The sequence below is a fragment of the Paenibacillus litoralis genome (assembly GCF_046244365.1).
Lineage (GTDB): Bacteria > Bacillota > Bacilli > Paenibacillales > NBRC-103111 > Paenibacillus_V.
On record NZ_CP176395.1, the window covers coordinates 6,300,208 to 6,324,594 of the forward strand.

Consider the following 24,387-nt stretch of genomic DNA (forward strand, 5'->3'; position numbering starts at 1 on the left):
TTGCGGTTCCTGCTTCTGCAGTTCTTTATCTAAGCTACAAGGTGCCCTTCTCGTATTCCAGGCACCTTGTGCTTCCGCTATTCATGACAATACACGTTAAGCTTGAGGCGGCTTACTCTTGACCGGTCACGATTTTACCGAAACGCTTGATCGTTTCGTCTTTTTTGCTGGCGGCAAAATCAAAATCGTACTGCACAAGCTTGATGTCTTTCGATGCTGGGATGCCTTGGATCGTTTCCGCGTCCTTCCGCACCGAGCGGCGTTTGAACTCTTTCTGGATAAGGGACTGCACGTCTTTGCCTACCAGGAAGTCGATAAATTGCTTGGCTTGCTCCATGTTTTTGGCGCCCTTGATAACCGCTGCACCGTCCGGAACGGCGGACGTGCCCTCGGAAGGATACGCGATGCCTACCTTCGCTCCGCCTTCTACATAACGGAGAGCCGCTTCCTCTAGCGTAACGCCGAGCGAGAATTCTTTATCGGCTACGCCTTTATACACCATGCCGGAGCTGGACAAAATTTTGCCGTCGAGGTTCTTTACGAACTGCTTCACGAAATCCCAGCCAGCGTTGTCGTTCTTGCCGAACGCCGTCAGCATCGTAACGAGCTGCGTATAAGACGAACCGGATTTGGCCGGATCGGCGAAAGCGATTTTGCCCTTCCATTTCGGATCGAGCAGATCCTTCCAGGTTTTCGGCTCTTCGCCCGTTTTGACAAGTTCCTTGTTGTACATGATAACCATCGGCAGTGCCGCGAAAGGCGTCCACACGTTGTTTTTATCGATATATTCCGGCGAAAGGTTGTCGAATTCTTTAGTCTTATACGGTTCAAAGTAGGCTTTGTACGCTTCGAGCGAATCCGCGCCGCCTGCCCAGAACACGTCGCCGAGCGGGTTTTTCTCTTCGGCCTGTACGCGCTTCAGCAGCTCGCCGGTGCCTCCGGAAATGAGCTGAACCTCGATACCCGTGCGATCCTGGAATTCCTTCACGATAGGATTGTTTACTTCGGCCGCATTCGGCGAATACAGGGTCAGCTTTCCGCCCTTTTTACTTGTCGATTGGTCGGCCGGCTTGGCCGATGGCGAAGCGGATCCCGCTCCTCCGGATGTATTGTCCGTCTTGGTTCCCGCGCCGCAGCCGGCAACCGTAACTGCCAGCAGCATAGCTGCAATTGCCCCCGAAAATAGCTTTTTCATGTCGTGGTAAAACCCCTTTCATTTCTGTTTAAGTACGAGGTGTCGCTAGCGATACCTTAACTATAAGGGCGTTATAAAACGCTTTCAATGTGACGGAATTTCGTATTTTGTTGAATATTTTGCACAACAGGAAGCGGAAAAACACGCTAATTATGGAAAAGAAGCATACAAGGATAAACGCCAGGCAGCATCTTATGACGCCGTGGGTTTACCGGTGAAATATAGTCGCTTATCGTGTGAAACATATAAATTCTTATATTTTAGGAAGTTTCACCCTGTCGGTCCTTTTTTGTCCGAAGCCTTACGTCTGCGCGTGGGAGAGGGGACGGGTATGGGATTCCAGCCGCTCTTGAAATCGTGTTACATTGAATTGGTTTTACGGTAATAACACGATTTCAAAGGCGGCCGCTGTCGCTCTTCCACCCCATACCCGTCCCCTCTTCTCACCTTCCCTGCTTTCTGTTACGCCTTGGTTCCCTACCGGTCTTCCGGCCGGTATTCATTGCCATGAACACCGCTGTCCTTGTCCAGACGGAACATAGCTGCGTTATTTGCCGCATTCACTCTCGATTTCATAGCCAAACGGAACGACAGTACGCTATTCGCCTCTTTTTGAATGATACATTGGCGTTTTGCCGAAAATAATGCACTCTCGTTCCGCTAAGCGTCGATATACCGCTCGAAACAAGAAATAAGGGACTGACGTTCCGCTCATTCCTTATTAAAGCCCCATCCTGCTGATTCTTTATGATGGGAACCACGATATACTTTCTGACAAATCAAAAGAACCCGCCGTTTCCGGCGGGCTTACCTGCTTCCTGTAAGGATGCGCTTCCGTTCTAAACCGATACGATGCCAAGCCTCTTCCGGTATTCCGAAGGCGTTTCGCCCGTGCTCTTGCGGAAAATTTGGCTGAAATAGCGGGCATCCTGGTAGCCCACGCGCTCGGCGATCTCGTACATTTTGAACCGGGGATCTGCCAGCAGCTCCTTCGCCGCCTGAACACGCAGGTTCGTAATATATTCGAGAAAACTGACGCCTACGTGCTTCTTAAACAGCCTGCTGAAATAGCTCTCGCTCACGTTCATCCGGTCGGCCATGCTTTGCAGAGGCAGGTCTTCATGGAAATGCACCAGCAGATAGTCCATGATTTGTTGAAATTCGCGGCTTTCGCGGCTCTCCCGTTTGTCCAGTCCCGCCACGACGGGACGCCCATCCGCCCAGCGCCGGTCCTGCTGCTCGGCTAGCTGCTGCCGGCCGCGTTCTTGGTCCAGCTTCGCCGTAATGCGGCGAATGACCTTCTCAAGCTCATCCGGATTCGTCGGCTTCAGAACGTAGTCCACGGCGCCGAGCCGGAGTGCTTGCTGAGCGTAAGCAAAGTCGTCAAAGCCGGTGAGGAACACGATGCTGATATGCGGATGGCTCTCCGTAAGCCGTCCGGCGAGCTCGATTCCGTTCATGGTCGGCATGCGGATGTCCGACAGCATGATGTCCGGCAAGACCCGCTCGATCAGCTCCAGCGCCTCTTCTCCGTCTTCCGCTTCGCCGGCGACCTCGCAGCCGAGATTGCTCCACGGAATGGTCTGTTTCAGTCCTTCGCGGACAAGCCATTCATCTTCAACGATGATGATTTTATACATCGTCCCTCACCTCCGCCATGCCTTTGTCGTTGTTGTCGTTGTCGCTCCGGGACTTGTCGCGGCCGCCCCCCGCCTGCGGCTCGGAAGCGCTCGGCTCGGCCCCTTCCGCGCCGCCTTCCAAACGCATCGCTTCCGCTTGAGTAAGCGCAGGAATTTCAAGCACAACGGAGGTGCCGTGTCCGGTTACGCTGTCGATATCGAACACAAAATCTTTGCCGTAATACAATTGCAGCCGTCTATGCAAATTTTCCAGTCCGATTCCCGTCGTGCGTTCGCTGGTGGACGCGTACCGGCCTAGCTTCATGCCGTGAAGCACCTCGGGGGGCATGCCGGCCCCGTCGTCGATGATTTCGAAGCGAACCCGCTCCTCCGCCATTCGTCCGGATATCCGCAGCGTTCCTTTGCCCCGTTTGGTTTCAAGTCCGTGCGTAATCGCATTTTCGACCAGCGGCTGGAGCAATAACTTAAGCGTATAATACCGCTCTATTTCCGGATCGATGTTTACGATGACCTCGAATTTGTCCCGATACCGCATTTTTTGAATCACGAGGTAATTGTGTATTTGCTGCATATCCTCGCCGATCGTAATAAAATGATTGCCTTTGCGGATACTGAACCGGAGCAGCTCGCCAAGCGAAACCGCCGTTCGGCTTATATCGTCCAGCTTATGAATCCGGGCCATCCAATTGATGGAATCGAGCGCATTATACAGAAAATGAGGATTAAACTGCGCATGGATCGCCTTGATTTCCGCTTCCTGCAGCATCAACTGCTTTTTGTATACCTCGTCGATCAGCAGCTTGATTTGCTGAAGCATGGCGTTGAAGCTCCTTCCGAGCTGTCCAACCTCATCGTTGTGCTTCGAAACGAACGTCACATCGAGATTCCCGTCTTCGACCCGGCTCATCAGGGAACGCAGCTTCCGAATCGGATTCGTGATGTTCACGGAGAGCTTATACGCCAGCCAGCACGAAATAACGACGCCTGCGGCGATAATAAGCACCGTCAGATCGCGAATGCCGGCGCTTTCTTTCGTAAGCGCCGAAACGGGCACGATGCTGACCAGCTTGAAGCCCGTAGCTTCCGCTGTATCGTAGATCACCATATGCGGCGATGAGAAGCCGAGCTTCTGGGTAAAATACCCTTTGCGCCCCTGCAGAATCCGATCCATGTAGGGCTCCGCCAGCTTCGTGCCGACCTGACGCTTCGACGGCGTGCTGGAAACGATATAGCCGTTACGGTCGAGCAAAAACACTTGTCCGCCCGGAACGATCTGGGCCTTGTTGTATTTATCCGCCAGCGCCGACTCCATAATATCCACGACGAAGTAGCCGAGGGGCCGGTTCGTTTCAATGTTTTTAAGGAGCTGGCCGGAGCTTAGGACGATGCCGAAATCCTCCGTCTTTTTCATCGAATAGTGGGTGTCCCAAACGACGCTTCCCGCCGCCAGCTTGGTTTTACGGAACAGTCCCCAATTGACGTTGTATTCGTCGTACTGATTCGGAAGAAGCTCCCCTGTAAAATAACGGTCGCCGTTCTCGCCAAGTACGTACAGGTTGATATCCCACTTCTTAAAGCCGAGAAAGCTGTCCAGCAGCTGGTTGACGCGCTTGGCGTCCTGATGCTTCTCCGCCAGAGGACGGCTTCGGTCTTTGGCGAGCACCTCCTGGATTTCCCTGTTGCCGTATACGTACATGGAAAGCTGCTCGATATCTTTCACGAAATAAGTAAGACTGTAGTTGACCTGCGACAAATTTTCCAGAACCGTTTGACATACTTTGTCCAGGACGACGCTTGCCGATCGTTGATACGAGAATGCCCCCAGCAATGCGAGCGGCAGGATAGCGATCGCCAAATACATCAAAATGAGCTTCGTTTGCAGCTTCATGCCGAACAACAACCGCTGAAGCCGTAAAACCATTACCGTGCCCTCCCTAACGCGTACAAGCGTATCCGTGAATCCGCTTCCCTGCTTGCGCGCAAACTCCCCTTTTGCCTATCATCATAATCGGATCGGAACGCTTATTCAACTGTATCCAGCTGGATGGAATATTGCCTATACTTCCAAATCCGCGGTATCCACCCTTAATTTCGCCAGGTTATAACAAGCCGATAAGTAAGATAATGTAGATGATGCAATGGATTTCAATCTTGAACGGAGCCGGAGTGGAGGGAATAAACAATGCCGGATTGGTTAGAAGTATGCTTGCGGACTTTATTTGCCGTTTTCATCCTTTTCCTGTTGACCAGACTGCTCGGTAAGAGACAGGTTACCCAACTTTCCCCATTCGAGTATATTACCGGGATTACGATCGGTAGCCTAGCCGCTTATATTTCGCTTGATATGGAATCAGAATGGTATCTGGGATTGTTAGCTCTAACCGTATGGGTAATGGTGTCTCTGGGCATCGAATTTTTGCAGCTCAAAAGCAAGACGGCCCGGGACTGGCTCGACAGCAGGGCGACGGTGCTCATTAAAGACGGGAAGGTGCTTGAGGATAACTTAAAAAAAGAACGTCTTACAAGCGACGAGCTTCTCGAGCAGCTGCGAAACAAAAACATTTTCAAGGTGGCGGACGTCGAATTCGCCATTATCGAGCCGAACGGCAGCGTCAACGTTCTGCTCAAAAAGGAAAACCAGCCCCTTACACCCGCCCATCTCGGAATCAAAACCGGGCCGGAGCAGGAGCCGCAAGCCGTCATCATGGACGGTATCGTCATGGACGATCCGCTGTCGAGGCTTGGACTGAACCGGGGGTGGCTGCAAACCGAATTGGAGAAGCTGGGCGTTGCAGCCGATAACGTGTATCTGGGTCAAGTCGATTCCTACGGGCAGCTCTACGTCGATTTATTCGATGACCAAATTAATGTGCCCCAACCTCAGCAAAAAGCATCCTTGCTCGCGCAATTAAAAAAATGCGAGGCGGATCTCGAAATGTTCGGGCTTTCAACCGACAACGAGAAAGCCAAGTGGATGTACGAACAATGCTCCAAGGAACTGGATGACGTTATCGGAAATGTAAAGCCTCTGCTTATTCGCTAATCGAGGTTGATTCACAAGCCAAAGAACCGGCGTATCCGCGATACGCCGGTTCTTCCTGCGGATGAAGCTATGCTGTAACCGCTTCGGGGGCAAACGTCGTTCTCTTAAACTGTTCCTTCCACGGAGAGACCGCGTCGATCGAATCGAGCAAGGCTTCCGCCCTTTTGACGTACAGCTCCTGGATGATTCTCGTATATTCGATACAGCCGGAATTTTCGATATAGTCGATGCAAGCTTGCTTGTGAAGCATAAATTGTTCCTTGGACATTTCACCTTCATAATATTGCCGGAGATAAGGAAACGATTCATTCTGATCCGCCAACAGGTAGAAAACCGGAAGCGTCCGCTTTTTGTGCAGAAGATCGTTCTTTACGTCAATCCGTAGCAAATCGCGCAAGTCGTTGTCGATTTGGGCGATGATCCCGATGCAGCCGGCCAATTCGTCCAATTTGCTTACGGTTTCCTCCGGCAGGTTCAATCCGGTATAGCCCATGCAGCAGGCAAGCCGAAGCAGAGAGCCCGATTTATCCGAAACCATGGCGATATAATCGGCTTCCGTAGCGACGTCCTGCGCAAGATCGCGGTATTGGCCGTTGATCGAGCGCATGACGATCCTGGCGATCAAGCCGGCATTCGGGCCTTCCGAGCCGCCGGTTTCGCTCAGCTTTCCAAGCTCCCCAAGCGTTCCGGCCAGCAAAGCCAGTACGGCGTTTAAAGCAAGCTCGGCCGGACATTGGCACCACGTTTTGGCGTCATTGTCGCCGTCCTGCAGATCGTCCGCAATGTCAAGCGACAAGATGATCATCTCGGTAAGCGCCGCATAGCGAAGCAGTAACGGGGATTTGCCTCCGAGCATGAAATGGACGTTTTCGGTAATTTCTCCCCATCTGGAACCTTCGGCCGCTTTATCGCCGATAAACGTTTTGAGCAGACTGTTAAATCCCGGCACGTGCACCAATTCGTCTACAAGCTCGTTCATTTGCTCTTGGACAACCCGCTTCATTCGACTCCCACTTTCCGTTTAATGTTTTGTTGGAGCACTGCGCTTGCTTATGCAGTCAGCCCGTCGAAGGAAGGCAGCGCGATATTGATTTTTACGCCGCAGCCTTTGCCGGTCTTGAGCTCCCAGATGCCGTTCAGATGGAGCACCCGGCTCTTCAGCTGTTCGATTCCGATGCCGGAGGAGCCGATTTGTTTCGGTACGGTCCGGTTCGGGTCAAACCCTACGCCATTGTCTTCGTACGATAGAATCAGTCCCTCCGAGCCCGCTTTAAGCCGGATCACGACCTTGGACGCTTCCGAATGTTTCTTGGCGTTGTTCAGCAGCTCCTGAATCATCCGGAACAGATGCCGTTTCGTTTCCATATCGCGATTTTCGATCCGGATTTCCTGCTCGGTTTGAAAATCGATGACGAACGGACTGCCGTATGCTTCGCGCTCGATCACTTTCTCCAGCGTGCGGATCAAGCCGATTTCCTTGAGCAGATGCGGATGCAGCTCGAAGCAGCTTTGCCTCAGGTTCGTATTGATGATCTCGATGTATTCGATCAGACTGTTCATCTGCTCCGCATCTTCCTTCTGAAAGGCGTATTTGTTTAACACCCCGCTCAGCCTTCTTTTTAGAAAAAAGAGATCCTGCATCGTCGTATCGTGCAAATCCGTCGCGATTCTCCCTCTTTCCTTCTCCTGAAGCTCGAAAGTCAGCTTGCGGAACCATTGAAAATCGTTCGCCTCGTCTTTGTTCGGCAGTTGCGAGGCCAGATGCTCCAGCTTCGCCGTCAGTTTGCGGATCAGATGCATGTTCTCGAGGCTAACGGCCAAATACGAAACGATAATGTTCAGCCACTGCAGCTCCTCCATGCCGAGCAGCGTATTCGCCCGCGTACGCGTCATGATCAGGTGGCTCGTGAACTCCTCGTGGCTGTTGATCTTCAGACAGGAGAAATCCGGATGCTCCTCCGATCCCGATGCAATGAACGCTTCCACCGCCGGAATGTCGATTTCCCCCTCGTAAATCGTCTCCACCGTCTCCTTGTATTTGAAAACGATGGCGCCGCCGTATACCTCCAGTGTCTGTACGATATCGACGAGAATGATGCTCTTCAGCTCGTGAAAGCTTGTAATGTTCGATAAATTTTTGGCGATTTTCTTAATCGACATTTGCAGAAGATGTTTCCGCGGAAATAGAAAAGCCTGCATTTTCGTAACGAAATATTCAAGCGAATAGAGCAGGAACGATTGCAGGACGACCAAGATGAGAAAGAGCAGCACAAGATTCTCTCCTACTTGATCGCCTTGATAAAAAACGGCAAAAAGTCCGGTAAACACGGCGCTTGGCAGCAGGGCAATGATCGTCGTCATCATAATCCGGCGCACGATCATATCGACGTTGTACAGCTGTTTGGTCGTAATCAGGTAGGCGAACGAAATCGGAAAAAACAGGATCGTCCAGCTTAAAGCAAACGAATCCACCAGTTCCCTTCCGTATATCAGCTTCGGGATAAAGGTCAAGATCACAATCGGCGAAAATGAAATGAACAACGAGCACCAGACGGTTTTGATCAGCGTGGAAAGATAAGACTTCTCCTTGGCATATTTAACGAATAAATAGACGAAGAAAACAAAAATGATCGAAATGACGGCAATGAAGTAAACCATCGTAAAGCCTACCAACCAATTGAACAACGGATACGTTCCTTCGCTGACGATAAAAAATGCGAAATGCAGCAATAGCGAAAAGATGATGGGAACATACATCGCCTTCACGAACCTCGTTGAAACCAGAAAAGCCCCCTTCTCCTGCAGGACCACCATAAGAAAGTGCAGAAAGACGACCGGTATGAACATGACGCCCACGCTGACGATAATTTTGCCCAAAGCGTCTCCCCTAGCCGATGCCCCCAGGCTCATAAAGACGAGTCCCGTATTCAGAAAGACGTATGACAAATATTTCGCCGACGCGGACCCCTTTAGTTTGATCGAAAGCATTAGTGCCATCGCGAAACTCAACATGCCGCCGATTAAAGGAAGCAAGTCGGTATTGGCCGTAAAGGTTCCGTCGTCCGCCTTTACCACAAGCCGCTGTCCGTCGCGTGAAACGACGATTTCTTCAAATTGATCGAGGGTTTTCCATTTCATCACGGAGTCGTGGCGATCGGGAGCTTGTCCGTCAACCTCCAGAATGATATCGCCTAGGCGAAGGCCTTCTTTATCGGCGATATTTTTGGATTCGAAGCTATGGATGGCCCATTGTCCATTCAGCTTCTCCAAGGAAATTCCCGTTATCGGATAGCTGAAAATAACATGGATCAACCATCCCTGTATCGCAACGAATACCGAGAATAAAATAATTCCAAATATTTTATTTTTCATCATTAATTCTCCTATTCATCCAAATTTTCTGATATAATAATGGCGGAAAGACAAATAAAATGTAGAAAGAGGTCGACGAACATGCAAAATGTGATCTGGTCTTCTGATTTGAAGCAGGCGGTAAGAGAATTGAAAGCTTCCAAACAACACGAACTCCCTATCCATGCTGGTCGGTTCTCGCTTTCCCAAGATGAAACTGCCGAAATGCTGAAGCAGTTCCAGCAAAACAAACAACCGCGCCAAGCTGGTGGTCAGTGGGTCTAGTTTCTCTACATAATTTTACCAAATGAAAAAGAGATTGTATATTAGGACTTTTCATCCCTAATATACAATCTCTTCCCTTTTACGACGATTACTGACACGGAATGCGTTTTACCGCTTAATGGCGGACAATTGCCGAATCCGTATCGTCCTGCAGAAGTCCGCGCATCAGCAGCAAATAATCCAGCGATGCCGGCACGTCTTCTTCCACCGGAACCGCGGTATAGGTCGTGCCCTGCAGCAGCGTATGGACCTCGATCCGTTCCGGCAACCTGCCGAAGGCACGGTCGCAGATCGCCACGGCCGTATGCAGGAATGCCCGCACGACGTTCGGATCGTCATGGACGATAAATTTTTTCAGAACGAACGAGGTGGTTCCCCACTCGGCTACCTGAACGATCATCGACAGCTCCGCATCCAGCTCCGGCAAGCGAACCGAATGCTTCTCGAACAGACTGAAGGGCTCCATGCCGCCGGAATCCCGCAGCAGATGAATGACTAAATAGTGCTTGACGATCTTTTGGACCCGTTCAAAATGCTCCTTTGACCGAAACGACTTCACTTTGTTCGTCCACCTCTTGTCAAGACTATTCAAGATGCCGATCGCCGTCCGTTGCTCGGAAGGAAGCATGTAGTAATCGTTAATGGCGTGATTGACCGCATATTGCACGAGGTGCTGCCAGCTGGGTCCGCAGCTGTGGCCGTTACTGCGCTTACGTTTGAAGCAGTCCGGACATTGCCAATATTGCTCCATTTCATAATCCAGCAGCTTCTCCGAGCCTGCCGGCATTTCCGCCGTTTCCGTTACGATCGTTTCATTCACATGAATTCCTCCCTGTCGTTCCCGCCAAAATAGCAAATCCGTCTATTGCTGACTGAGCACCTGCCGCATAAAGCTTCTGCCGAACTCGCGGCATTGCTCCCGCTCCTCCGAGCTTGGGGATAGCTCCAGCTTCAAGCCGTCAAGCTTCAGGTCGCTGCCTAGCTTGCGCAGCTTAGCCTGAATCGTGTCCACCGCAGCGCAGAAGAGCGAGTAGCTCGTATCGCCCGAACCGAATGCGGCGCCCGGCTTGCCCTGCAGATCGAGCCCGTCCATTTCTTCATAGAAATCGAGGAACTCATCCGGCAGATCGCCGTCTCCCCAAGTATACGCGCCAAGCACGATGCCATCGTACTCCAGAAACTCGGATGCGTTTGCATCGAACGCGTCCTTAACCGTGACCTCCCCGCCAATCTCCCGCAAACCTTCCGCGATGGCTTCCGCCATGTCCTGCGTATTCCCCGTCATGCTAGCGTAAACCACGATTATTTTTTTCATTTTTATCGCCCTCCGCATCCTTTTTCTTGTCGTCTATAGAAGTCATTATGGCAATCGGCCAACCGGATTTGCGGTCTGCTTGATCCGGATGCTCCGACAGCCGTTCCACGACATCAAACAATAAACCCATTCCATCACCCTCTAACTCAAAATAACCTTTCATTGAGAAAGATTATCATTTTCAATTAAAGAGATCTGCCCGATAACGGATTTATTTCGACGACAGACGGATTTTTCGGTTTGGAAAGCGATAGCGGATGTGTTCTTATAGCAGCTTGCTTGGGTTCACGCCGTATCTGTCCTTGAACGCCGCGGCAAAATGGCTCGGATTCGAATAACCGATCGCGCAGGCGACTTCCCCTACGTTCATTTCCCCCTGCTCCAGTAACATTTTGGCCTTCCGCATACGTTCCTCGCGCAGGTATCTGTAGAGGGTCGTTCCGAATACTTCCTTAAATCCCGCCTTCAGTTTATAATCGTTCAGTCCTACCATTCGAGCCATTTCCAGCAAGGACGGCGGCTTCTCCAGATGCTTCAGGAGCAGTTCCTTGGCACTTACGATTTTATCCTTGTCGTCCAGCCGCAGCACCGTTTGTTTGCGAGACGGTTCCAAGCCGCTTAACTGCCGATGGAGGTTTATGGCAAGCAGCTCCAGGACTTTACTTTCGATAAATATTTTTTTGACGGGTATGACGTAATCGCATTGAACGATTTGTTCGAGCAGCATTTGCTCCGCCGACTCCGGCTCGCCCTGATCCGCGCGCAGCTCCGCATGTCCGATCGAGCCTTCGAGAAGAAGCGGGCCGAGCTCCGGATGTTCGCCTGTATACTGGTTTACCAGCTGCGGATCCAACTTGATTTCTATATAAACGGTCCGCTCGCTCTGATTATGTTCCGAATGGGGAACAGGAAGGTTCATCGCCGGGATTGAAGGCTCGTTATCCGTCATAAGAATGCTTCTTTTTCTTAATCTATAGCGAAGTACCTCCGTATCCTCCGAAAACGCCTCATCATGCCGGCTCTTCTCCCAATACGGAAAATCGGCTAGAACGATTTCCATCCCTGCCCGCACCTTTAACCGTTCCATGAATCCTTCGCCATGCCGGTCCTTGCTCGCATCCGTCCCGCTCATTCGTTCATAACCAACGCTCATTAACCGTTAGGGCTCCTTTGCGAAATACTGTTCCTTTCATTTTATTGAAAATGATTATCAATATCAAGTTATTGTTCATATTTTTTATCGTTTCGGGGATACTACCGATCAGACAACCGCATTTCCATCATTGTCCATGCCGACCGGAAGGAGGAGCCGTCTCATGCTTACGATGTTATTGTCCGGCGCTATTTTGCTCCTCAGCATTCCCGGCAAAAAGGATCGCGAACGCGACAGCCGTATCTTAGCCGTTTACCTTGTTTTGTCCGTCATTGGCTTCGGCATGTCAGCCGCCTACTGGCTTGGATATTTCCCGAAAATTGCAGGCAGTACGATGGAAGTACTGCGAAGTTTTCATCATTTTTAAAAAAGGATGGCGAGCGGGATGAATGTGCTGTCTTTCTTGAAACGGGGCTCCCGGAAAGAACATCCGGAGCAGCCGACCGCCGATCACACTGCAGAAAAGATGGTGCTCGCCCGGAGGGAGCTTTTCGAACGGCTGGAGGAAAATATAGGCTTTATCCAAGAAACGCTGCATCATCCGTTCGATCTTGTCGTCAGACAGCTCGACCTTCCTCTTGACGGCGGCGGCTCGATACCGGCTGCCGTTCTCTTTATGGACGGTTTGGCAGACCGGGCGATGGTTCACGAATTCATCATTCAACCCATACTCGGCGGTACGGTGTCCAGTGCCAGCCTGGATGAGCTTTCGAATCGCGTCCTGACAGCAAGCAATCTGAAGGTCGTGACGGAGTTTCCTACTCTTATCGCTTCCTTGCTCTATTCCAGCACCATCGTCCTGATTGAGGGACAACCGGCAGCCCTGATTATCGCTACGGAGGGCTGGGAGCACCGCCAAGTAAGCGAGCCGCGTTTCGAGCCGGCGCTTCGCGGAGCCCAAGACGCCTTTAATGAAGTGCTATGCGTCAATACGGCCCTGATGAGGCGAAGAATCAAGGATCCGAACCTGGTCATTCGTTCGCTGAAGATCGGATCGCGCAGCAAAACCGATATCGCCGTCCTTTACTTGCAGGACATGGCCAACCCGAAGACCGTGGAAGAAGTGCTGCGAAGGCTGAAAAATATCGAAACCGACGCGATCCTCGATTCCGGGGAACTTGAGGATAATTTAAAGGACAGCCCGTATTCCCCCTTCCCGACGCTTGCCTTCACCGAAAGGGTGGATCGATCGGCTGCCGCCGCTTACGAAGGGCGGATCGTCATCTTGGTAGACGGGACGCCATTCGCGATTATTGCGCCGGTGTCACTCATTTACCTGATGTTCACTCCGGAGGATTACTATACGAACTATTTCTCGGCGACGTTTATCCGCTGGATTCGGGTATTGGCCCTCCATATGGCTCTTCTACTCCCGTCGATTTATATCGCCGTAACCACGTTTCACCAGGAAATGGTTCCGACCGAGATGATGATCGCCATTGCCGCCAACCGTACGAATATTCCGTACCCTTCGCTGATCGAAGCGCTCCTTATGGAAATCAGTCTGGAGCTTTTGCGTGAAGCGAGTCTCCGGCTGCCTACCACGATGGGGCAGACGATCGGCATCGTCGGCGCGCTCGTTATCGGGCAAGCGGCCGTTCAAGCAAATTTGGTCGGGCCTGTCCTAACGATTATCGTATCGTTTACGGCGATCGGTTCCTTCGCCATTCCGAGCTACAATACGTCGGTAACGATTCGGCTGCTGCGTTTTCCGATCATGTTCTTGGCTGCTACGCTCGGCATTTTCGGCATCGTGTTCGGCGCATCGGTCATTCTTATTCATCTGCTTAAGCTAAAATCGTTCGGCGTTCATTATTTAGCGCCGTTCTTGCCGAATAATCTGAACGAGATCGACGACTCGCTTCTATTCCGCCGTCCTTCGTTCAGCCTGAAGCATCAGTTGAAATATTTACGCTCGAAGCGGAAGCCGCGCCAGAACGCGTAGCTTCTTCCGTCCGAAGGGAGAGTCCGATTATGCCATCCGAACAAATCAGCCAGAAGCAGCTGATGTTCATCCTCGTTTTCGTCCTATACGGGACGGTGTTCATTACCATGCCGCGGGAATTGTCCGTATCGGCCCAGCACAGCGGATGGATCGGCATCGTAATGGCGCTGCTGATCTGCCTGCTGTTCAGCTGGATGGTTGCCAAACTAGCCTCCCATATGGGCAATCAGGACTTCGTTTCCTACTGCCGCAAGCTGCTAGGGCCTTGGATCGGCAGCGTATTTACGTTTGTCTTTCTGTTGGTGCCCACCATTCTGTTCACCGCCTTCACGGGGCGCATCCTAATCGAGATGTTCGTCACGCTCATTTTACCGGAGACGCCGATCGGCCTTCTTCTCGCCATGGAGCTGCTGCTGCGTTTGCAGTTGGTGCACGGCGGACTCAACATTGTCGGCAGGTGGGGACAATTCGTCATGCCCGGGGTCGCCGTCATCTTGATCGCGCTATACGGACTCGCTGCGGTCAACGTCTCGGCCGACAGAATTTTACCGCTCTCGAACGGGACGATTCCAGGAATTATGGAAGCCACTTTCGCCATATGCGGCGCTTTTACGCAAGGGATGGTCGTCCTGTTCATTTGGAACGAGGTGAAGGAACCGGAACGAATCCGACGGTCGCTCATGTGGACGGTCGCGCTGGTTGCCGTTTTCTATCTGTTTACCTACTTTATTACGATAGGCAATTATGGCATTGCTTCCACCCAAAGACTCGCTTTCCCCGTCATTGAGATGATCAAGGATCTTAGTTTTTTTGATTTCATCGAGCATTTGGAAGCGATTTTTCTTGCCGTTTGGATTTTCATGAACGTGACCAAGGGGGGCTTCTCCTTGTATGTGAGCTCGATCATTGTTCAGCAATGGTGCGGTTTGCAAAATTACCGCAAGGTCCTGGTCCCGTTATGCGTGATCATTTACTTCATTTCGCTGCTCCCGCAAAACATGCTGCAAGCGATACTGGAGTACGAAGAAGTAAAAGGCCGCTTGTTCGTCTGGTATGCATTCGGCGTCGTCGGCTTTCTCCTTCTGCTGTCGACCGCCCGGAGAAAGCTGGGGCAGCTATGAGCAGCGGGGCGTCGTTTCGGCGGATGCTGAAGCGAACCGCAGCCATCCTGCCGACCGTCTGTCTCGTTCTCCTGCTGGCCGGGTGCTGGGGGCGAAACGAAGCGCAAAGCCTCGATTATGTGCTTGCCGTCGGCATCGACCTCAACGAGGATAACGATATCGTGCTGACGATTCAGACGCCGGTGCTTGACTCGCTCAAACAAACGGGAGGCTCGCAGGGCAAAGAAACGACGAAGACGGTCAGCATCAAAGGCCATTCCACCTATGAAGCGGTTCGCGCCTATACGAATACGGTGGGAAAGAAGCTTTTCTGGTCGCATATGCAAGTCATCGTATTCAGCGAACAAGCGGTGAAATTCGGCGTGGAGCCGTATTTGGGCTACTTCGCCTCGGATCCCCGCTTGCGGGGAACGAGCTATATTGCGGTAGTGAAGGGCAGGGCAGCCGATGCCATACGCCTAAAGCCTCAATTTACGCTCATTTCTTCCTTGCACTTGCACGATGTGCTGGAAATGGGCACCTTCTCCGGCAAATACCCGCTCGTGCGGTTTTCCGAATTCAACCGGATGCTGGCCGACCCGCAGGGAGCGCAGCCTTACTTGCCCTTGGTCAAGCTGTTTCCCCCAGGCGAAAGCAACAAACAGCTTAAAACCGTACCTAACGACGAGCTGGGGACGTACCGTTCCCCCTCCTTTCATGCGGGCGGCACCGTCGTATTCAAGGCCACGAAATTTGTCGGTCTTTTGAACGAATCGGAATCGCGCGGCCTGCTATGGGCCAAGAAGGATAAATTGAAAAGCACCGTCGTCGTCGTCCCATGCAAGGACAACGGCGGCGATCATACATGCACGATTTCTCTAAATATGATCGCTCCCAGCAAAGTCAACTTTCACGCGAGGTACGAGGACGGCAAAGCGAAGCTGCTGCTGCACGTTCGGGCGAATTTCGACGTCGGGGACAAGTCAAGCAAGCATAATACGACGACGGAGGCGTATTCCCGCTACTTGGAAAATGCGTTTGCCGAGGTGGTCAAAAAGGAGATTCGCTCCGCCTTCGAGAAAGCCGTACGCAGCTATCATTCCGACGTATTCGGCTTCGGCAACGATCTGGAGGACCGGCATCCCGCCACCTGGGAGAAGGTGAAGAACGACTGGGAGGACCGCATCCTTCCGAATGCGGAGCTAGTCGTAACGGTTGACGCCAAGCTGAAGCAAACCTCGCGTAATTTGTACTCCCCTTGGGTGCAGCCTAAGAAAGGAAGCGGAGATCAGTAAGACGAAGAAGGAGCCTGTCCGGCGCGGCCGGAGGCTCCTTTCCTTTGGAGAATTATTGTTCGACCGTCTTTTTGAGCTGTTCCAGGTCGGACGTGACGTTCTCGATCATTTGTACGAATGAGGACAATTCTTGCGAGCTGGCCGCTTGCTGCTGCGCGTAGACCGTCGTTTGCTCCGATTCCTTGCGCAGGTTGTGGAGTAGGCTCGAAATCGTCGTAATCTTGGCATTGATCTTATCCAGAGCGGACTTCGAATGCGTCGCCAATTTGCGGACTTCATTAGCCACCACCTCGAAGCCCAATCCGTGCTCTCCCGCTCGAGCCGCTTCGATCGCCGCATTCAAGCCGAGCAGATGCGTCTGATCGGAAATTTCCTTCATCAGCGTTCCCATATCTTGAATATCGGCCAGCTCTCCGTTCAGCTTCTGCACCATCTGGTGAGAGCGTTCCTGGATTTCCGCGGTGTGGATGGCCGTCTCCGCTACCGATTGGCTGCTGCTGTTCAATTCGAGCATCATGGCCGCCAGCTCTTGTACGGCTTGGCTGATCCCGGTCAGCATGCTTCCCTGCCGCTCGGCCAGCCTCTCGATGCTCGCTTTCTCGTCTTGCTCGTACGCTTCCAAGACAAGCTGGGAATCGAAATTGATCAGCTTGGTCAGCACATGAATAATCGGCAGCCATTCATCCGGCGTAACCCGCTTGAAATGCTGCGTGGCAATATCCAAATACAGCATATAAGTGCCCAAATACCAGTCGGTCGTAAGCCCGATTCGGGAATGCACATGGCCCACATACAGTCTCTTCCGAATAAATTCTTCGTCGATGACGCCTTCCGCCAGCGATTCGAAATACCAGCGCTGCGTATCCTTAAGCCGTTCCAGCGTGCTGTGCTTCTGAATAATTGCCGTCAAATGCGGCTGTTGCGTGATACGCAAATAAAGCTCATCCACTACGCTATCGGTAATTTGCTTGAAATACGCCAGCTTGCTTTTCATATACTGCAAATCCGATTCCGTTATCCCCGTGTAAGCCAACTGATTCCTTCTTTTCTCTTCTAAAACAATCACATAAGAGCCCCCCTGCTGTCTGGATTCCAAAACTCCTCCTATTATCGCAGTACTGGCAGAGGTTGGCAAGCCAGTGCTTTCCAATCGAAATACCTTCGTTTCCATTTGGTCCTCGAGTATCGCCGTTTCATCAGCCGCATCCACTTACAGGTTTCTGTAATTTTCGGAACAACGCAAAAAAAGCCTTGCCCCCAAGCTTCGTAACGATATAACTCGTTCGAGCTTGAGGAGCAAGGCTCTTTTATTTGAAACCAGGGCGGTCGGAACGATTAAGTCCTCTGTCTCCCTAGGTATTTCCCGATTCGTCCGGTAAGCCGTGAGCTCGGATCGGCAAATAACATTCGTATGGCTTGAATTCGAAATCTCCAGCGATCATAGACCCAGACGTATACAACGGTCACGAACAGCAGAAAACGGATATTCTCGCTCCAGCTCTTCGTGCTTCGGATCATGGAATAGTCCCACAGGCTGCTTACCCGATCCACCCGTAACGGTTTAACTTGCTGCAGGTGTGGAAACAGCCTATAGGCGACCGATAAGGCAAAGTGCACCCTCCGGTAAACCATGTCTCTTTTTGCCTGTTCGAAAAGCTTTTCAAAATCGATCTGATCTGAAAAGCGTTCCAGCATCTGTACGATGTCCAGCACATACTTGAGCGAATCCATCCGGTGGTTGGCGCCGTGCAAGCAGATTGCATAGAATGTATGCGGGATTGATAATTCTTGGACAAAAGCACCACCGTTGATTGGGGTTGTCTCTTCCCAAAAATGATCCATTTGCAAACGTGACGATTGTTCTTTTACCAAGCTCCAATGAAGCTCTATACGTATGCTCTGATTGGAAGACTCGATTGGCTTGCTGAGCGAGAAATGGAAATGACCCTCATCATCATCCCCTTCTTCTTGATAGCCGATCGATTGGAGAGAGACAATGGCTTTTTGAATGTCCGACGGGCGAATCAGAAGGTCGATATCGGACGTAGCACGGGCACCTATATGTCCAAAACAACGTTCCGCGAAACGAGTTCCTTTTAATGGAACGGCTTCAATTCGTCTCTCTTCGAAAAGTGTCCGAATGATCTCCTCTTCTGATCGTATAAATAGATTTTGAAATAATGCTCTTTCATGCTCGGCTTGGAGCCCTTTTCTGAAGAAATCCGGGACTTGATGAAGGGTTCCGGATTCTTTAAGCCGTTGATACAATTGAGGAGAAATAGAAGAATGCTCCAAATCAGCCAACATCAAGCGATAAATATGATCTTCATGAGTGACGCGAGATTGTCCTGAATATAAAGATTGAAGCAATTCGAGATGCATGGTTATCCTCCGTTCACGTAGACGCAAATGCAAACAGTTGCTTCCTCCTCCGACTCCTATGCCTGAAGCTGCGGATGACGATAAAACGGGAAGTAGTCCTCGCCAATATTTTCATCCATCTGCAGCAGCAGCTGTTCGTAAAAATCCGGGCAGTGGATTCTTTTCCCGATATAGAAATCGGCGGTCTCTTTTTCGTTAAAGGTGCGCTTAAAGCGGTATAAGCTATCATTTCCGGTATAACCGCCTCCAAGATGCAAATACTCGTAACCTTTGGACTTTGCCCACAGCGCGGCATGGTGAATCATAAGATTTACTGGCGCTAACGGTAAATACTCTCTATTGGAACCCATAAGATGATAGTGAGCCATATTTCCGTATAGAAGGAAAAGTCCCGATGCGACGACCTTTTCATCCAATTTCACTTCGATCAATTCGATATTTGTCTGAAGCAGTCGTGAGGTATCTTGAAAAAAAGATTCGCTGAAGTAGTAGTAGCTATTCGCATTCTTCTTTTCCATCGTGGAATAATAAAGCCTCATTAAATCATCCATATTTTGAATATCCGTATGGCATACCTGTAAGCCTTCTTTAATAGCTTTTCTTATACGATTCCGGTTTTCCGCCGAATAGTCCGCGAGTATTTGAGCCTCGCTTTTACGCAAGTCTATGTATATCGTATTTCTTACAAAAGAAGGAAGCGCCACTTCATAGTCACAATAATTTTTTAGAAGGGGATGAAATCTTATGAATTCCGTAATGATATTTTTCTCTTTGCAATATCTCTGGAAATGTTCCGAGAAAGCTTCGAACATGGCTCTCTTGCGGACAGGATCCATCGTATTGGATAATGGCCCGCCGTAACCATATGGGGTAACGATATCAAATACTTCATATGACAAATTCATGGAACGGATAAAGGGAAGCTCGTTCATCGATCGCAATAAATAAGGATAGCAAACGAACTGGTCATCCTCACGATATACGAACATTTGCGCCAATCCTTCGCCATTATTCTCATGAATTTCGCAATATTCGGGTGTTAAGTAAATATCCGCATAGGGAAGTCGGTTTAAATAGTCGTTCCACATCTCTTTCTGATTAGAACCGACGATTATATGTTCTTGCTTCACGCTCACACCGTTAACCTCCTAAATGTACAGTTAATGATTCAAATATTCCGGAACAGCTACACTTAGAACGATTCTGCCGTTAGGCGTATTGATATAAGCAGGCTCATGACCGGGAAATTGAAAAGCCCTGACCCTGTTCCATGCGGCTTGCTCAGAAATCCCCAAATGCAGTTCCTTATATTGGAGCGCTTCCTTATACGTATAGGTCTTGCTCGCACCGCCGATTCTATTTAAGATTTCAACTTGAGGTTCTGCTATAAGCGAGCCGTCAACGATACCGTCAAAGTATTGTTTGATCATTCTTAACCCCCTCTTATTGCACTGTCTAAACAAAGTGTAAACCGTATCCTCCGCAGCGATCGGAAACCGTTCCACCGCCAGAAGATCTCCGGAATCCACGCCGGTATCCATCCAGTGAAGGCTAACCCCGAAATCTTCGCGATTTTCAATGATCGCCATCACGTTGCACATCGCACCGCGCATTTCCGGCAGCGGGGCCCCATGAAGATTAACGACGCCAAGACGAAAACGCTCCAGATGCGGCTTGCGTAAAATTTGATGGAAGCGAAGGCTCAATCCGATATCCGCTTCCACAGCCAACAGATCGTCAAGCGTCAGTGTGGGCACACCATACGCAGGTGCAACTTCACGCATATCCCTGTCGCCAATCGTTACCCGCCAAGCTGATGGTGGTTCGTTGCTGCAAACAACACCAATCACCTCTACATGCTCAAGCGATAACAACCATTCCAAGCACTCCACCGCAACCCCTATGCTGCCGAATAAAACAACTCTTGTTTTAGCCAATTACAACCCCCCCTATCACGTTTCTAACATTATCTCGAAGAGTAGTATTCAATAAAAAACGCAGCCGGTATCCCGCATAGGATACCTGACCGCGTTGTGCTTTCCTATATTCAATCGAATTGTACCATGAGATCAATGGATACGTTCTGAACTGTACTGGAACTGCTTACACGCAACAAAAGCCGATCTCCGGCGTTAAATGCAAGAGGAGTAGTCAAATCGTAAGCTTTGGCCGTTGATTCGCCACCCACAAACGTACCGCGATCGCTGCCATTAATAAGCGCTTTATATTTATAAGAGCCGCCGTTGGCCGGAGCATTTGTATAGGCGCCGTAACTGGTGATCCTGCCGGCTTTAGGCATAACATATTCCACCACGGCTCCGGCATTCCTCTTCATATCCAAAGAAAGCGTACTTGCTCTTGGTACATTGTCCAAATAGAACGATACCATTGCTTTTGGCTTTGTAAGGGCGGACCAGCCCGTTTTGCCGGTTCCGGTTTCTTTAACGTATATTGCACCCGAACTGCCATCTGTCCGCATCGCAAGGCTTCCTACGGGAGCGGTTACGTTTCCTTCCGGAGTATCCTTGCATAAATAGACCGCGGCGAGATTGGTTCCCCCTCCTAAACGCAGTCGCTCCTTAAAATTACCGCTTGTCGTCCCCCATTCCGCAATGTTTTGAGGATTGTTAATGGAGCCGACTCGCGTTCCATCCATGGCCGCTTCAGTAGAAAATTCAAAAATCCGCTTCGCTTTGCTGCTTCTGTTGTCCGTTACGGTTATCGTATCGATATCCAAAATGGATTTATTCGTATTGTAGGTGGAAACCAGAATGACTTGATTGGAAGAGGAGTCAACGCACTGCATCTCATTAATTTTCACTATATGAGGAGCCGTTGCGTAAATGTTGATTGCCTGATCCTTGAGCTGTTGTGTCTCATAGTGGCCGATATGAACGTCAGCGCCCCATGCGGTAATTCCGCCCCCGAGCGGCCTAGAAACGGTCAAGGATTTTATCGAAACGCTAGGCTTCTCACCGGCGCTCGCCCGTAAATCTAAAGCCATGCCGATACCGCCTTCTATAAAGGCTGTTGAGGCTTCCAATACGCCGCCATAAAGCATTTGAACGCCAAGATTGGATAAATTGTCCAAGGTCCGTATCGTTAATTCGCTCACGCGCAGTGTGACCGCATACATCTGCAATGCCGGCGAATTTCCGTCCACCGTTGACGAGGCTCCGATCGTTGTGACGTCAAAAGTACCCACATCTAAAACCCATTTTTCCGCAAAATCTCGCGTCATTCCTACGGTAAAATCGTTTCCGGTTCCATACGTGGAAAGGTAGTCGAATCGTTGAGAAAAGGTTTTCCTACCCGTATAATTGTCCGGCTCTACATCCAAAGAATTTGCACCTTTAAAATCGGGAGCGCCTCCGCGAGAATTGTCTAGAATCGCAGTTTGAACATGCAGCTTATCGACATAATGAAGGACGAAATTTTTTCTGCCGGCGGTTACACCCCGAAATGTGCCGATATCGATATTCGTCGAGGGTGCTGCTTCCGTACCGCCCACAAATATGTTATCACCGTACGCATCATGCGAATAGGCGGATTCAATCGACACGTTGTTGGCAGAGTAAAGAAATATGCCGGCCATATGCTCGTTTCCAGCCTTTACAGTGGAACATCTCCCATCGACTTCAACCAATCCCTGGATTTGAACATTCGATACATTATTCAGTACAAGCACTCTAGTCCATTCAGGAGCATTATTCATTAGCTTTAATACGGCCCCAGGTTGAAAGTAAAGCTTGGCGTTTGATGGTATTCTTAAACACCACCAATCACTTGAAGAACTTTCCCGCGCTTTCTTGGGGCTAACCAAATATGTTTTGGCCGGAAAATAGACTGTTTTTCCTTCAGCCGTTGCTGTATCGATTGCATTTTGAATCTTCACCGTATCGTCCGTCGTTCCGTTACCGACAGCCCCTTGATTCAAGACATTCACCATATTGAGAAATGAAACGATCGTTGTGATACTCACAAGCTTCCCTCCCTATCATGGCCTCTTTCAAGCTACTTACCAAATAATAGCTTGAATTTCACACCATCATATTCAACTATTGGGAAAATTGTGTCTGTAAATCTAATAAACGGGCCGCAATTAGCGTACGACTTCGATAGACAACGATAGCTTTATTTTCACCTCACCGTGTATTCAGTAATATTGTTGGGATTGTATATTTTACCGATACGCGTATCGGACTTGGCTGCTTCCGAACCGAATTCCAGGATATGACCAACCTTTTTGGTACGGCTGTCCATTACCAGCAATGTTCCGATATCCAATCGGGTTTTGTTGTCCTCGTATTTGGCTACATACAAGGATTGTTCGGCTCCTGAATCAACGATTTTAGCATTTTTAATAGAAACCGAATGCTCCGTCGTTCCATAAAGGTCGAGAGCTTTGCCCATAAGCCTTTTTACTTCGAAATGATCGATCGATACATCAGCCCCCCAAGCCCTTATCCCGCCTCCAAGAGGTCTGTCCACCTTCAGCGTGCCTATTTCCACCTTCGGCTTCTTATCATTGGATTGGGAATGAAGGTCTAGCGCCATCCCTCTACCGCCTTCGATCTGTGCATTTCTGATTTCGAGGACGCCGCCATAGATCATTTTCACACCTTTATTGGCATTATCGTCCTTGGAGACGAGCGTGAATTTATCAATAATCAATGTAATGGCATACATTAGCAAGGATGAAGTATCGCCATCAACGTCTTTCTCAATTCCAACGGTATAGCTGGTGAAATTGCCGACTTTGACCACCCACTTCTCAGCAAGCGCCCGCTCCGTACCGACCGTGAAATCATTTCCGGTACCGTAAGTCGTCAAGTTATCTATCCACTGTTTGAACGAGCGGCTGCCCTTGAATGCGTCCGGCTCAACGTCCAAGGAGTTACTTCCTTTAAAATTCGGCGCTCCGCCCAGCGAATTGTCAAGAACCGCCGTACCTACGTGCAAATTGTCAACATAATGGATGACCATATTCTTCCTGCCCGCCGTTGTTCCCTTAAAATAACGAATAGCCACTTGCTCGGAAGGTTCTTCCTCCGTCCCGCCGACAAATAAATTATCTCCATAGCTATCATGCGAATAGGCGGACTCCATAGATATTTTGGTCGACGAGAAAATGAAGATGCCAGCCATATGCTCGTTACCTGCTTTAACCGTACCGCTTCTTCCGTCTATCTCTACATGCCCCATTAAGTTGACATTGTTCACACGGTTCATCACCAGAATTCTTGTCGTTGCTGGCGCGTTGTCGATCACCTTCAGGACAGCCCCCGGCTGAAACCGAATAGATGCATTAGACGGTATCGTTAAGCACCACCAGTCATTAGACGCCCCGTTCCTTGCTTTCTTCGGACTAACTAAGTAAGTTTTGGCTGGAAAATACACCGTTATCCCGACGGCAGCCGCTTTATCAATCGTTCGCTGAAGATTTACGGTATCATCCGTAATTCCGTCCCCAAGTGCCCCTTCCGATAAAACATTCACATGATTCGAAAGATCGCCTTCTTCGACAGTTAAAGGAAACATGTCTCGATTGATAGACGGCAGCGGGACGGGAGAAGACGGTTTGTTCCATAAATAGAGCGAGAGAACGATGACGATCATAAGGCAACAAGCAATCACAATGAGGACGAGCTTCCTAATGGTCGTCACCTTTGACAACTCCTCG

The 24,387-nt window shown here is 50.2% G+C and carries 21 protein-coding genes; 6 read left to right on the forward strand and 15 right to left on the reverse strand.

Going from position 1 to position 24,387, the window contains the following annotated elements:
* Nucleotides 1-112 precede the first annotated feature (112 nt).
* The 3 genes from ACKGJP_RS26670 to ACKGJP_RS26680 all read right to left on the reverse strand — a co-directional run bounded on the left by ACKGJP_RS26670 (nt 113) and on the right by ACKGJP_RS26680 (nt 4,756).
* A complete protein-coding gene (locus tag ACKGJP_RS26670) occupies nt 113-1,195 on the reverse strand; it encodes an ABC transporter substrate-binding protein (protein ID WP_409341813.1) in 1,083 nt (360 codons plus the stop codon).
* Nucleotides 1,196-2,034: 839 nt separating this feature from the next.
* Nucleotides 2,035-2,835, reverse strand: coding sequence for a response regulator (locus tag ACKGJP_RS26675; protein WP_409341814.1), 801 nt, complete (start codon nt 2,833-2,835; stop codon nt 2,035-2,037).
* A complete protein-coding gene (locus ACKGJP_RS26680; protein WP_409341815.1) occupies nt 2,828-4,756 on the reverse strand; it encodes a sensor histidine kinase in 1,929 nt (642 codons plus the stop codon). The genes ACKGJP_RS26675 and ACKGJP_RS26680 overlap by 8 nt, the downstream gene beginning before the upstream one ends.
* A 261-nt stretch (nt 4,757-5,017) precedes the next feature.
* Between ACKGJP_RS26680 and ACKGJP_RS26685 the strand changes: the two genes are divergently transcribed.
* Nucleotides 5,018-5,878, forward strand: coding sequence for a DUF421 domain-containing protein (locus ACKGJP_RS26685; RefSeq protein ID WP_409341816.1), 861 nt, complete (start codon nt 5,018-5,020; stop codon nt 5,876-5,878).
* Nucleotides 5,879-5,945: 67 nt separating this feature from the next.
* Here ACKGJP_RS26685 and ACKGJP_RS26690 read toward each other — a convergent pair whose 3' ends face one another.
* Both ACKGJP_RS26690 and ACKGJP_RS26695 read right to left on the reverse strand, forming a co-directional pair.
* A complete protein-coding gene (locus tag ACKGJP_RS26690) occupies nt 5,946-6,881 on the reverse strand; it encodes a polyprenyl synthetase family protein (RefSeq protein WP_409341817.1) in 936 nt (311 codons plus the stop codon).
* 47 nt (nt 6,882-6,928) lie between these two features.
* Entirely contained in the window at nt 6,929-9,250 is a 2,322-nt protein-coding gene (locus ACKGJP_RS26695; RefSeq protein WP_409341818.1) for an ATP-binding protein, read from the reverse strand.
* Nucleotides 9,251-9,331: 81 nt separating this feature from the next.
* On the opposite strand from ACKGJP_RS26695, the gene ACKGJP_RS26700 reads away from it, so the two are divergent.
* Nucleotides 9,332-9,514 carry a hypothetical protein gene (locus tag ACKGJP_RS26700; protein ID WP_409341819.1) on the forward strand — a complete coding sequence of 61 codons (183 nt, stop codon included), beginning with the start codon at nt 9,332-9,334 and terminating at the stop codon, nt 9,512-9,514.
* A 115-nt stretch (nt 9,515-9,629) separates the two neighbouring features.
* On the opposite strand, the gene ACKGJP_RS26705 is transcribed toward ACKGJP_RS26700, so the two are convergent.
* The 4 genes from ACKGJP_RS26705 to ACKGJP_RS26720 form a co-directional block, all read right to left on the reverse strand.
* Nucleotides 9,630-10,334, reverse strand: a complete 705-nt coding sequence (locus ACKGJP_RS26705) for a hypothetical protein (RefSeq protein ID WP_409341820.1) — start codon at nt 10,332-10,334, stop codon at nt 9,630-9,632.
* Nucleotides 10,335-10,376: 42 nt separating this feature from the next.
* A complete protein-coding gene (locus ACKGJP_RS26710) occupies nt 10,377-10,829 on the reverse strand; it encodes a flavodoxin (protein ID WP_409341821.1) in 453 nt (150 codons plus the stop codon).
* On the reverse strand, nt 10,801-10,959 hold the full coding sequence (locus ACKGJP_RS26715) for a hypothetical protein (RefSeq protein WP_409341822.1): 159 nt from the start codon (nt 10,957-10,959) through the stop codon (nt 10,801-10,803). Before ACKGJP_RS26715 ends, ACKGJP_RS26710 begins: the two co-directional genes overlap by 29 nt.
* A gap of 135 nt (nt 10,960-11,094) precedes the next feature.
* Complete coding sequence (locus ACKGJP_RS26720; RefSeq protein ID WP_409341823.1) at nt 11,095-11,982, reverse strand: helix-turn-helix transcriptional regulator; 888 nt, start codon at nt 11,980-11,982, stop codon at nt 11,095-11,097.
* Nucleotides 11,983-12,145: 163 nt separating this feature from the next.
* On the opposite strand from ACKGJP_RS26720, the gene ACKGJP_RS26725 reads away from it, so the two are divergent.
* From ACKGJP_RS26725 to ACKGJP_RS26740, 4 genes are read left to right on the forward strand one after another with little or no spacing between them, the layout of a single operon-like run.
* The gene (locus ACKGJP_RS26725) at nt 12,146-12,349 is read left to right on the forward strand and encodes a hypothetical protein (protein ID WP_409341824.1); all 204 of its coding nucleotides are present in this window, start codon (nt 12,146-12,148) and stop codon (nt 12,347-12,349) included.
* 18 nt (nt 12,350-12,367) lie between these two features.
* Nucleotides 12,368-13,927: a spore germination protein gene (locus tag ACKGJP_RS26730; protein ID WP_409341825.1), complete on the forward strand. Its 1,560-nt coding sequence runs from the start codon at nt 12,368-12,370 to the stop codon at nt 13,925-13,927.
* A gap of 29 nt (nt 13,928-13,956) precedes the next feature.
* Nucleotides 13,957-15,048: an endospore germination permease gene (locus ACKGJP_RS26735; RefSeq protein WP_409341826.1), complete on the forward strand. Its 1,092-nt coding sequence runs from the start codon at nt 13,957-13,959 to the stop codon at nt 15,046-15,048.
* Nucleotides 15,045-16,322, forward strand: a complete 1,278-nt coding sequence (locus ACKGJP_RS26740) for a Ger(x)C family spore germination protein (RefSeq protein ID WP_409341827.1) — start codon at nt 15,045-15,047, stop codon at nt 16,320-16,322. The genes ACKGJP_RS26735 and ACKGJP_RS26740 overlap by 4 nt, the downstream gene beginning before the upstream one ends.
* Nucleotides 16,323-16,374: 52 nt before the next feature.
* On the opposite strand, the gene ACKGJP_RS26745 is transcribed toward ACKGJP_RS26740, so the two are convergent.
* The 6 genes from ACKGJP_RS26745 to ACKGJP_RS26770 form a co-directional block, all read right to left on the reverse strand.
* A complete protein-coding gene (locus ACKGJP_RS26745; protein WP_409341828.1) occupies nt 16,375-17,388 on the reverse strand; it encodes a protoglobin domain-containing protein in 1,014 nt (337 codons plus the stop codon).
* Between the two features lie 269 nt (nt 17,389-17,657).
* The gene (locus ACKGJP_RS26750) at nt 17,658-18,704 is read right to left on the reverse strand and encodes a nucleotidyltransferase family protein (RefSeq protein WP_409341829.1); all 1,047 of its coding nucleotides are present in this window, start codon (nt 18,702-18,704) and stop codon (nt 17,658-17,660) included.
* A 56-nt stretch (nt 18,705-18,760) separates the two neighbouring features.
* Nucleotides 18,761-19,840, reverse strand: coding sequence for a lipid II:glycine glycyltransferase FemX (locus tag ACKGJP_RS26755; protein WP_409341830.1), 1,080 nt, complete (start codon nt 19,838-19,840; stop codon nt 18,761-18,763).
* Between the two features lie 24 nt (nt 19,841-19,864).
* The gene (locus tag ACKGJP_RS26760; RefSeq protein ID WP_409341831.1) at nt 19,865-20,641 is read right to left on the reverse strand and encodes a formyltransferase family protein; all 777 of its coding nucleotides are present in this window, start codon (nt 20,639-20,641) and stop codon (nt 19,865-19,867) included.
* Between the two features lie 110 nt (nt 20,642-20,751).
* Nucleotides 20,752-22,686, reverse strand: a complete 1,935-nt coding sequence (locus ACKGJP_RS26765) for a glycosyl hydrolase family 28-related protein (RefSeq protein ID WP_409341832.1) — start codon at nt 22,684-22,686, stop codon at nt 20,752-20,754.
* A 158-nt stretch (nt 22,687-22,844) separates the two neighbouring features.
* Nucleotides 22,845-24,371, reverse strand: a complete 1,527-nt coding sequence (locus ACKGJP_RS26770; RefSeq protein ID WP_409341833.1) for a glycosyl hydrolase family 28-related protein — start codon at nt 24,369-24,371, stop codon at nt 22,845-22,847.
* Nucleotides 24,372-24,387 lie beyond the last annotated feature (16 nt).

Excerpts from the sequence above, each read along its gene's own strand:
- ACKGJP_RS26720 (WP_409341823.1), bottom strand. The coding sequence starts at position 11,982 with ATGAGCGTTGGTTATGAACGAATGAGCGGGACGGATGCGAGCAAGGAC.
- ACKGJP_RS26690 (WP_409341817.1), bottom strand. The coding sequence starts at position 6,881 with ATGAAGCGGGTTGTCCAAGAGCAAATGAACGAGCTTGTAGACGAATTG.
- ACKGJP_RS26700 (WP_409341819.1), top strand. The coding sequence starts at position 9,332 with ATGCAAAATGTGATCTGGTCTTCTGATTTGAAGCAGGCGGTAAGAGAA.
- ACKGJP_RS26710 (WP_409341821.1), bottom strand. The coding sequence starts at position 10,829 with ATGAAAAAAATAATCGTGGTTTACGCTAGCATGACGGGGAATACGCAG.
- ACKGJP_RS26735 (WP_409341826.1), top strand. The coding sequence starts at position 13,957 with ATGCCATCCGAACAAATCAGCCAGAAGCAGCTGATGTTCATCCTCGTT.
- ACKGJP_RS26675 (WP_409341814.1), bottom strand. The coding sequence starts at position 2,835 with ATGTATAAAATCATCATCGTTGAAGATGAATGGCTTGTCCGCGAAGGA.
- ACKGJP_RS26715 (WP_409341822.1), bottom strand. The coding sequence starts at position 10,959 with ATGGGTTTATTGTTTGATGTCGTGGAACGGCTGTCGGAGCATCCGGAT.
- ACKGJP_RS26740 (WP_409341827.1), top strand. The coding sequence starts at position 15,045 with ATGAGCAGCGGGGCGTCGTTTCGGCGGATGCTGAAGCGAACCGCAGCC.
- ACKGJP_RS26695 (WP_409341818.1), bottom strand. The coding sequence starts at position 9,250 with ATGAAAAATAAAATATTTGGAATTATTTTATTCTCGGTATTCGTTGCG.
- ACKGJP_RS26730 (WP_409341825.1), top strand. The coding sequence starts at position 12,368 with ATGAATGTGCTGTCTTTCTTGAAACGGGGCTCCCGGAAAGAACATCCG.
- ACKGJP_RS26685 (WP_409341816.1), top strand. The coding sequence starts at position 5,018 with ATGCCGGATTGGTTAGAAGTATGCTTGCGGACTTTATTTGCCGTTTTC.
- ACKGJP_RS26670 (WP_409341813.1), bottom strand. The coding sequence starts at position 1,195 with ATGAAAAAGCTATTTTCGGGGGCAATTGCAGCTATGCTGCTGGCAGTT.
- ACKGJP_RS26750 (WP_409341829.1), bottom strand. The coding sequence starts at position 18,704 with ATGCATCTCGAATTGCTTCAATCTTTATATTCAGGACAATCTCGCGTC.
- ACKGJP_RS26680 (WP_409341815.1), bottom strand. The coding sequence starts at position 4,756 with ATGGTTTTACGGCTTCAGCGGTTGTTGTTCGGCATGAAGCTGCAAACG.
- ACKGJP_RS26725 (WP_409341824.1), top strand. The coding sequence starts at position 12,146 with ATGCTTACGATGTTATTGTCCGGCGCTATTTTGCTCCTCAGCATTCCC.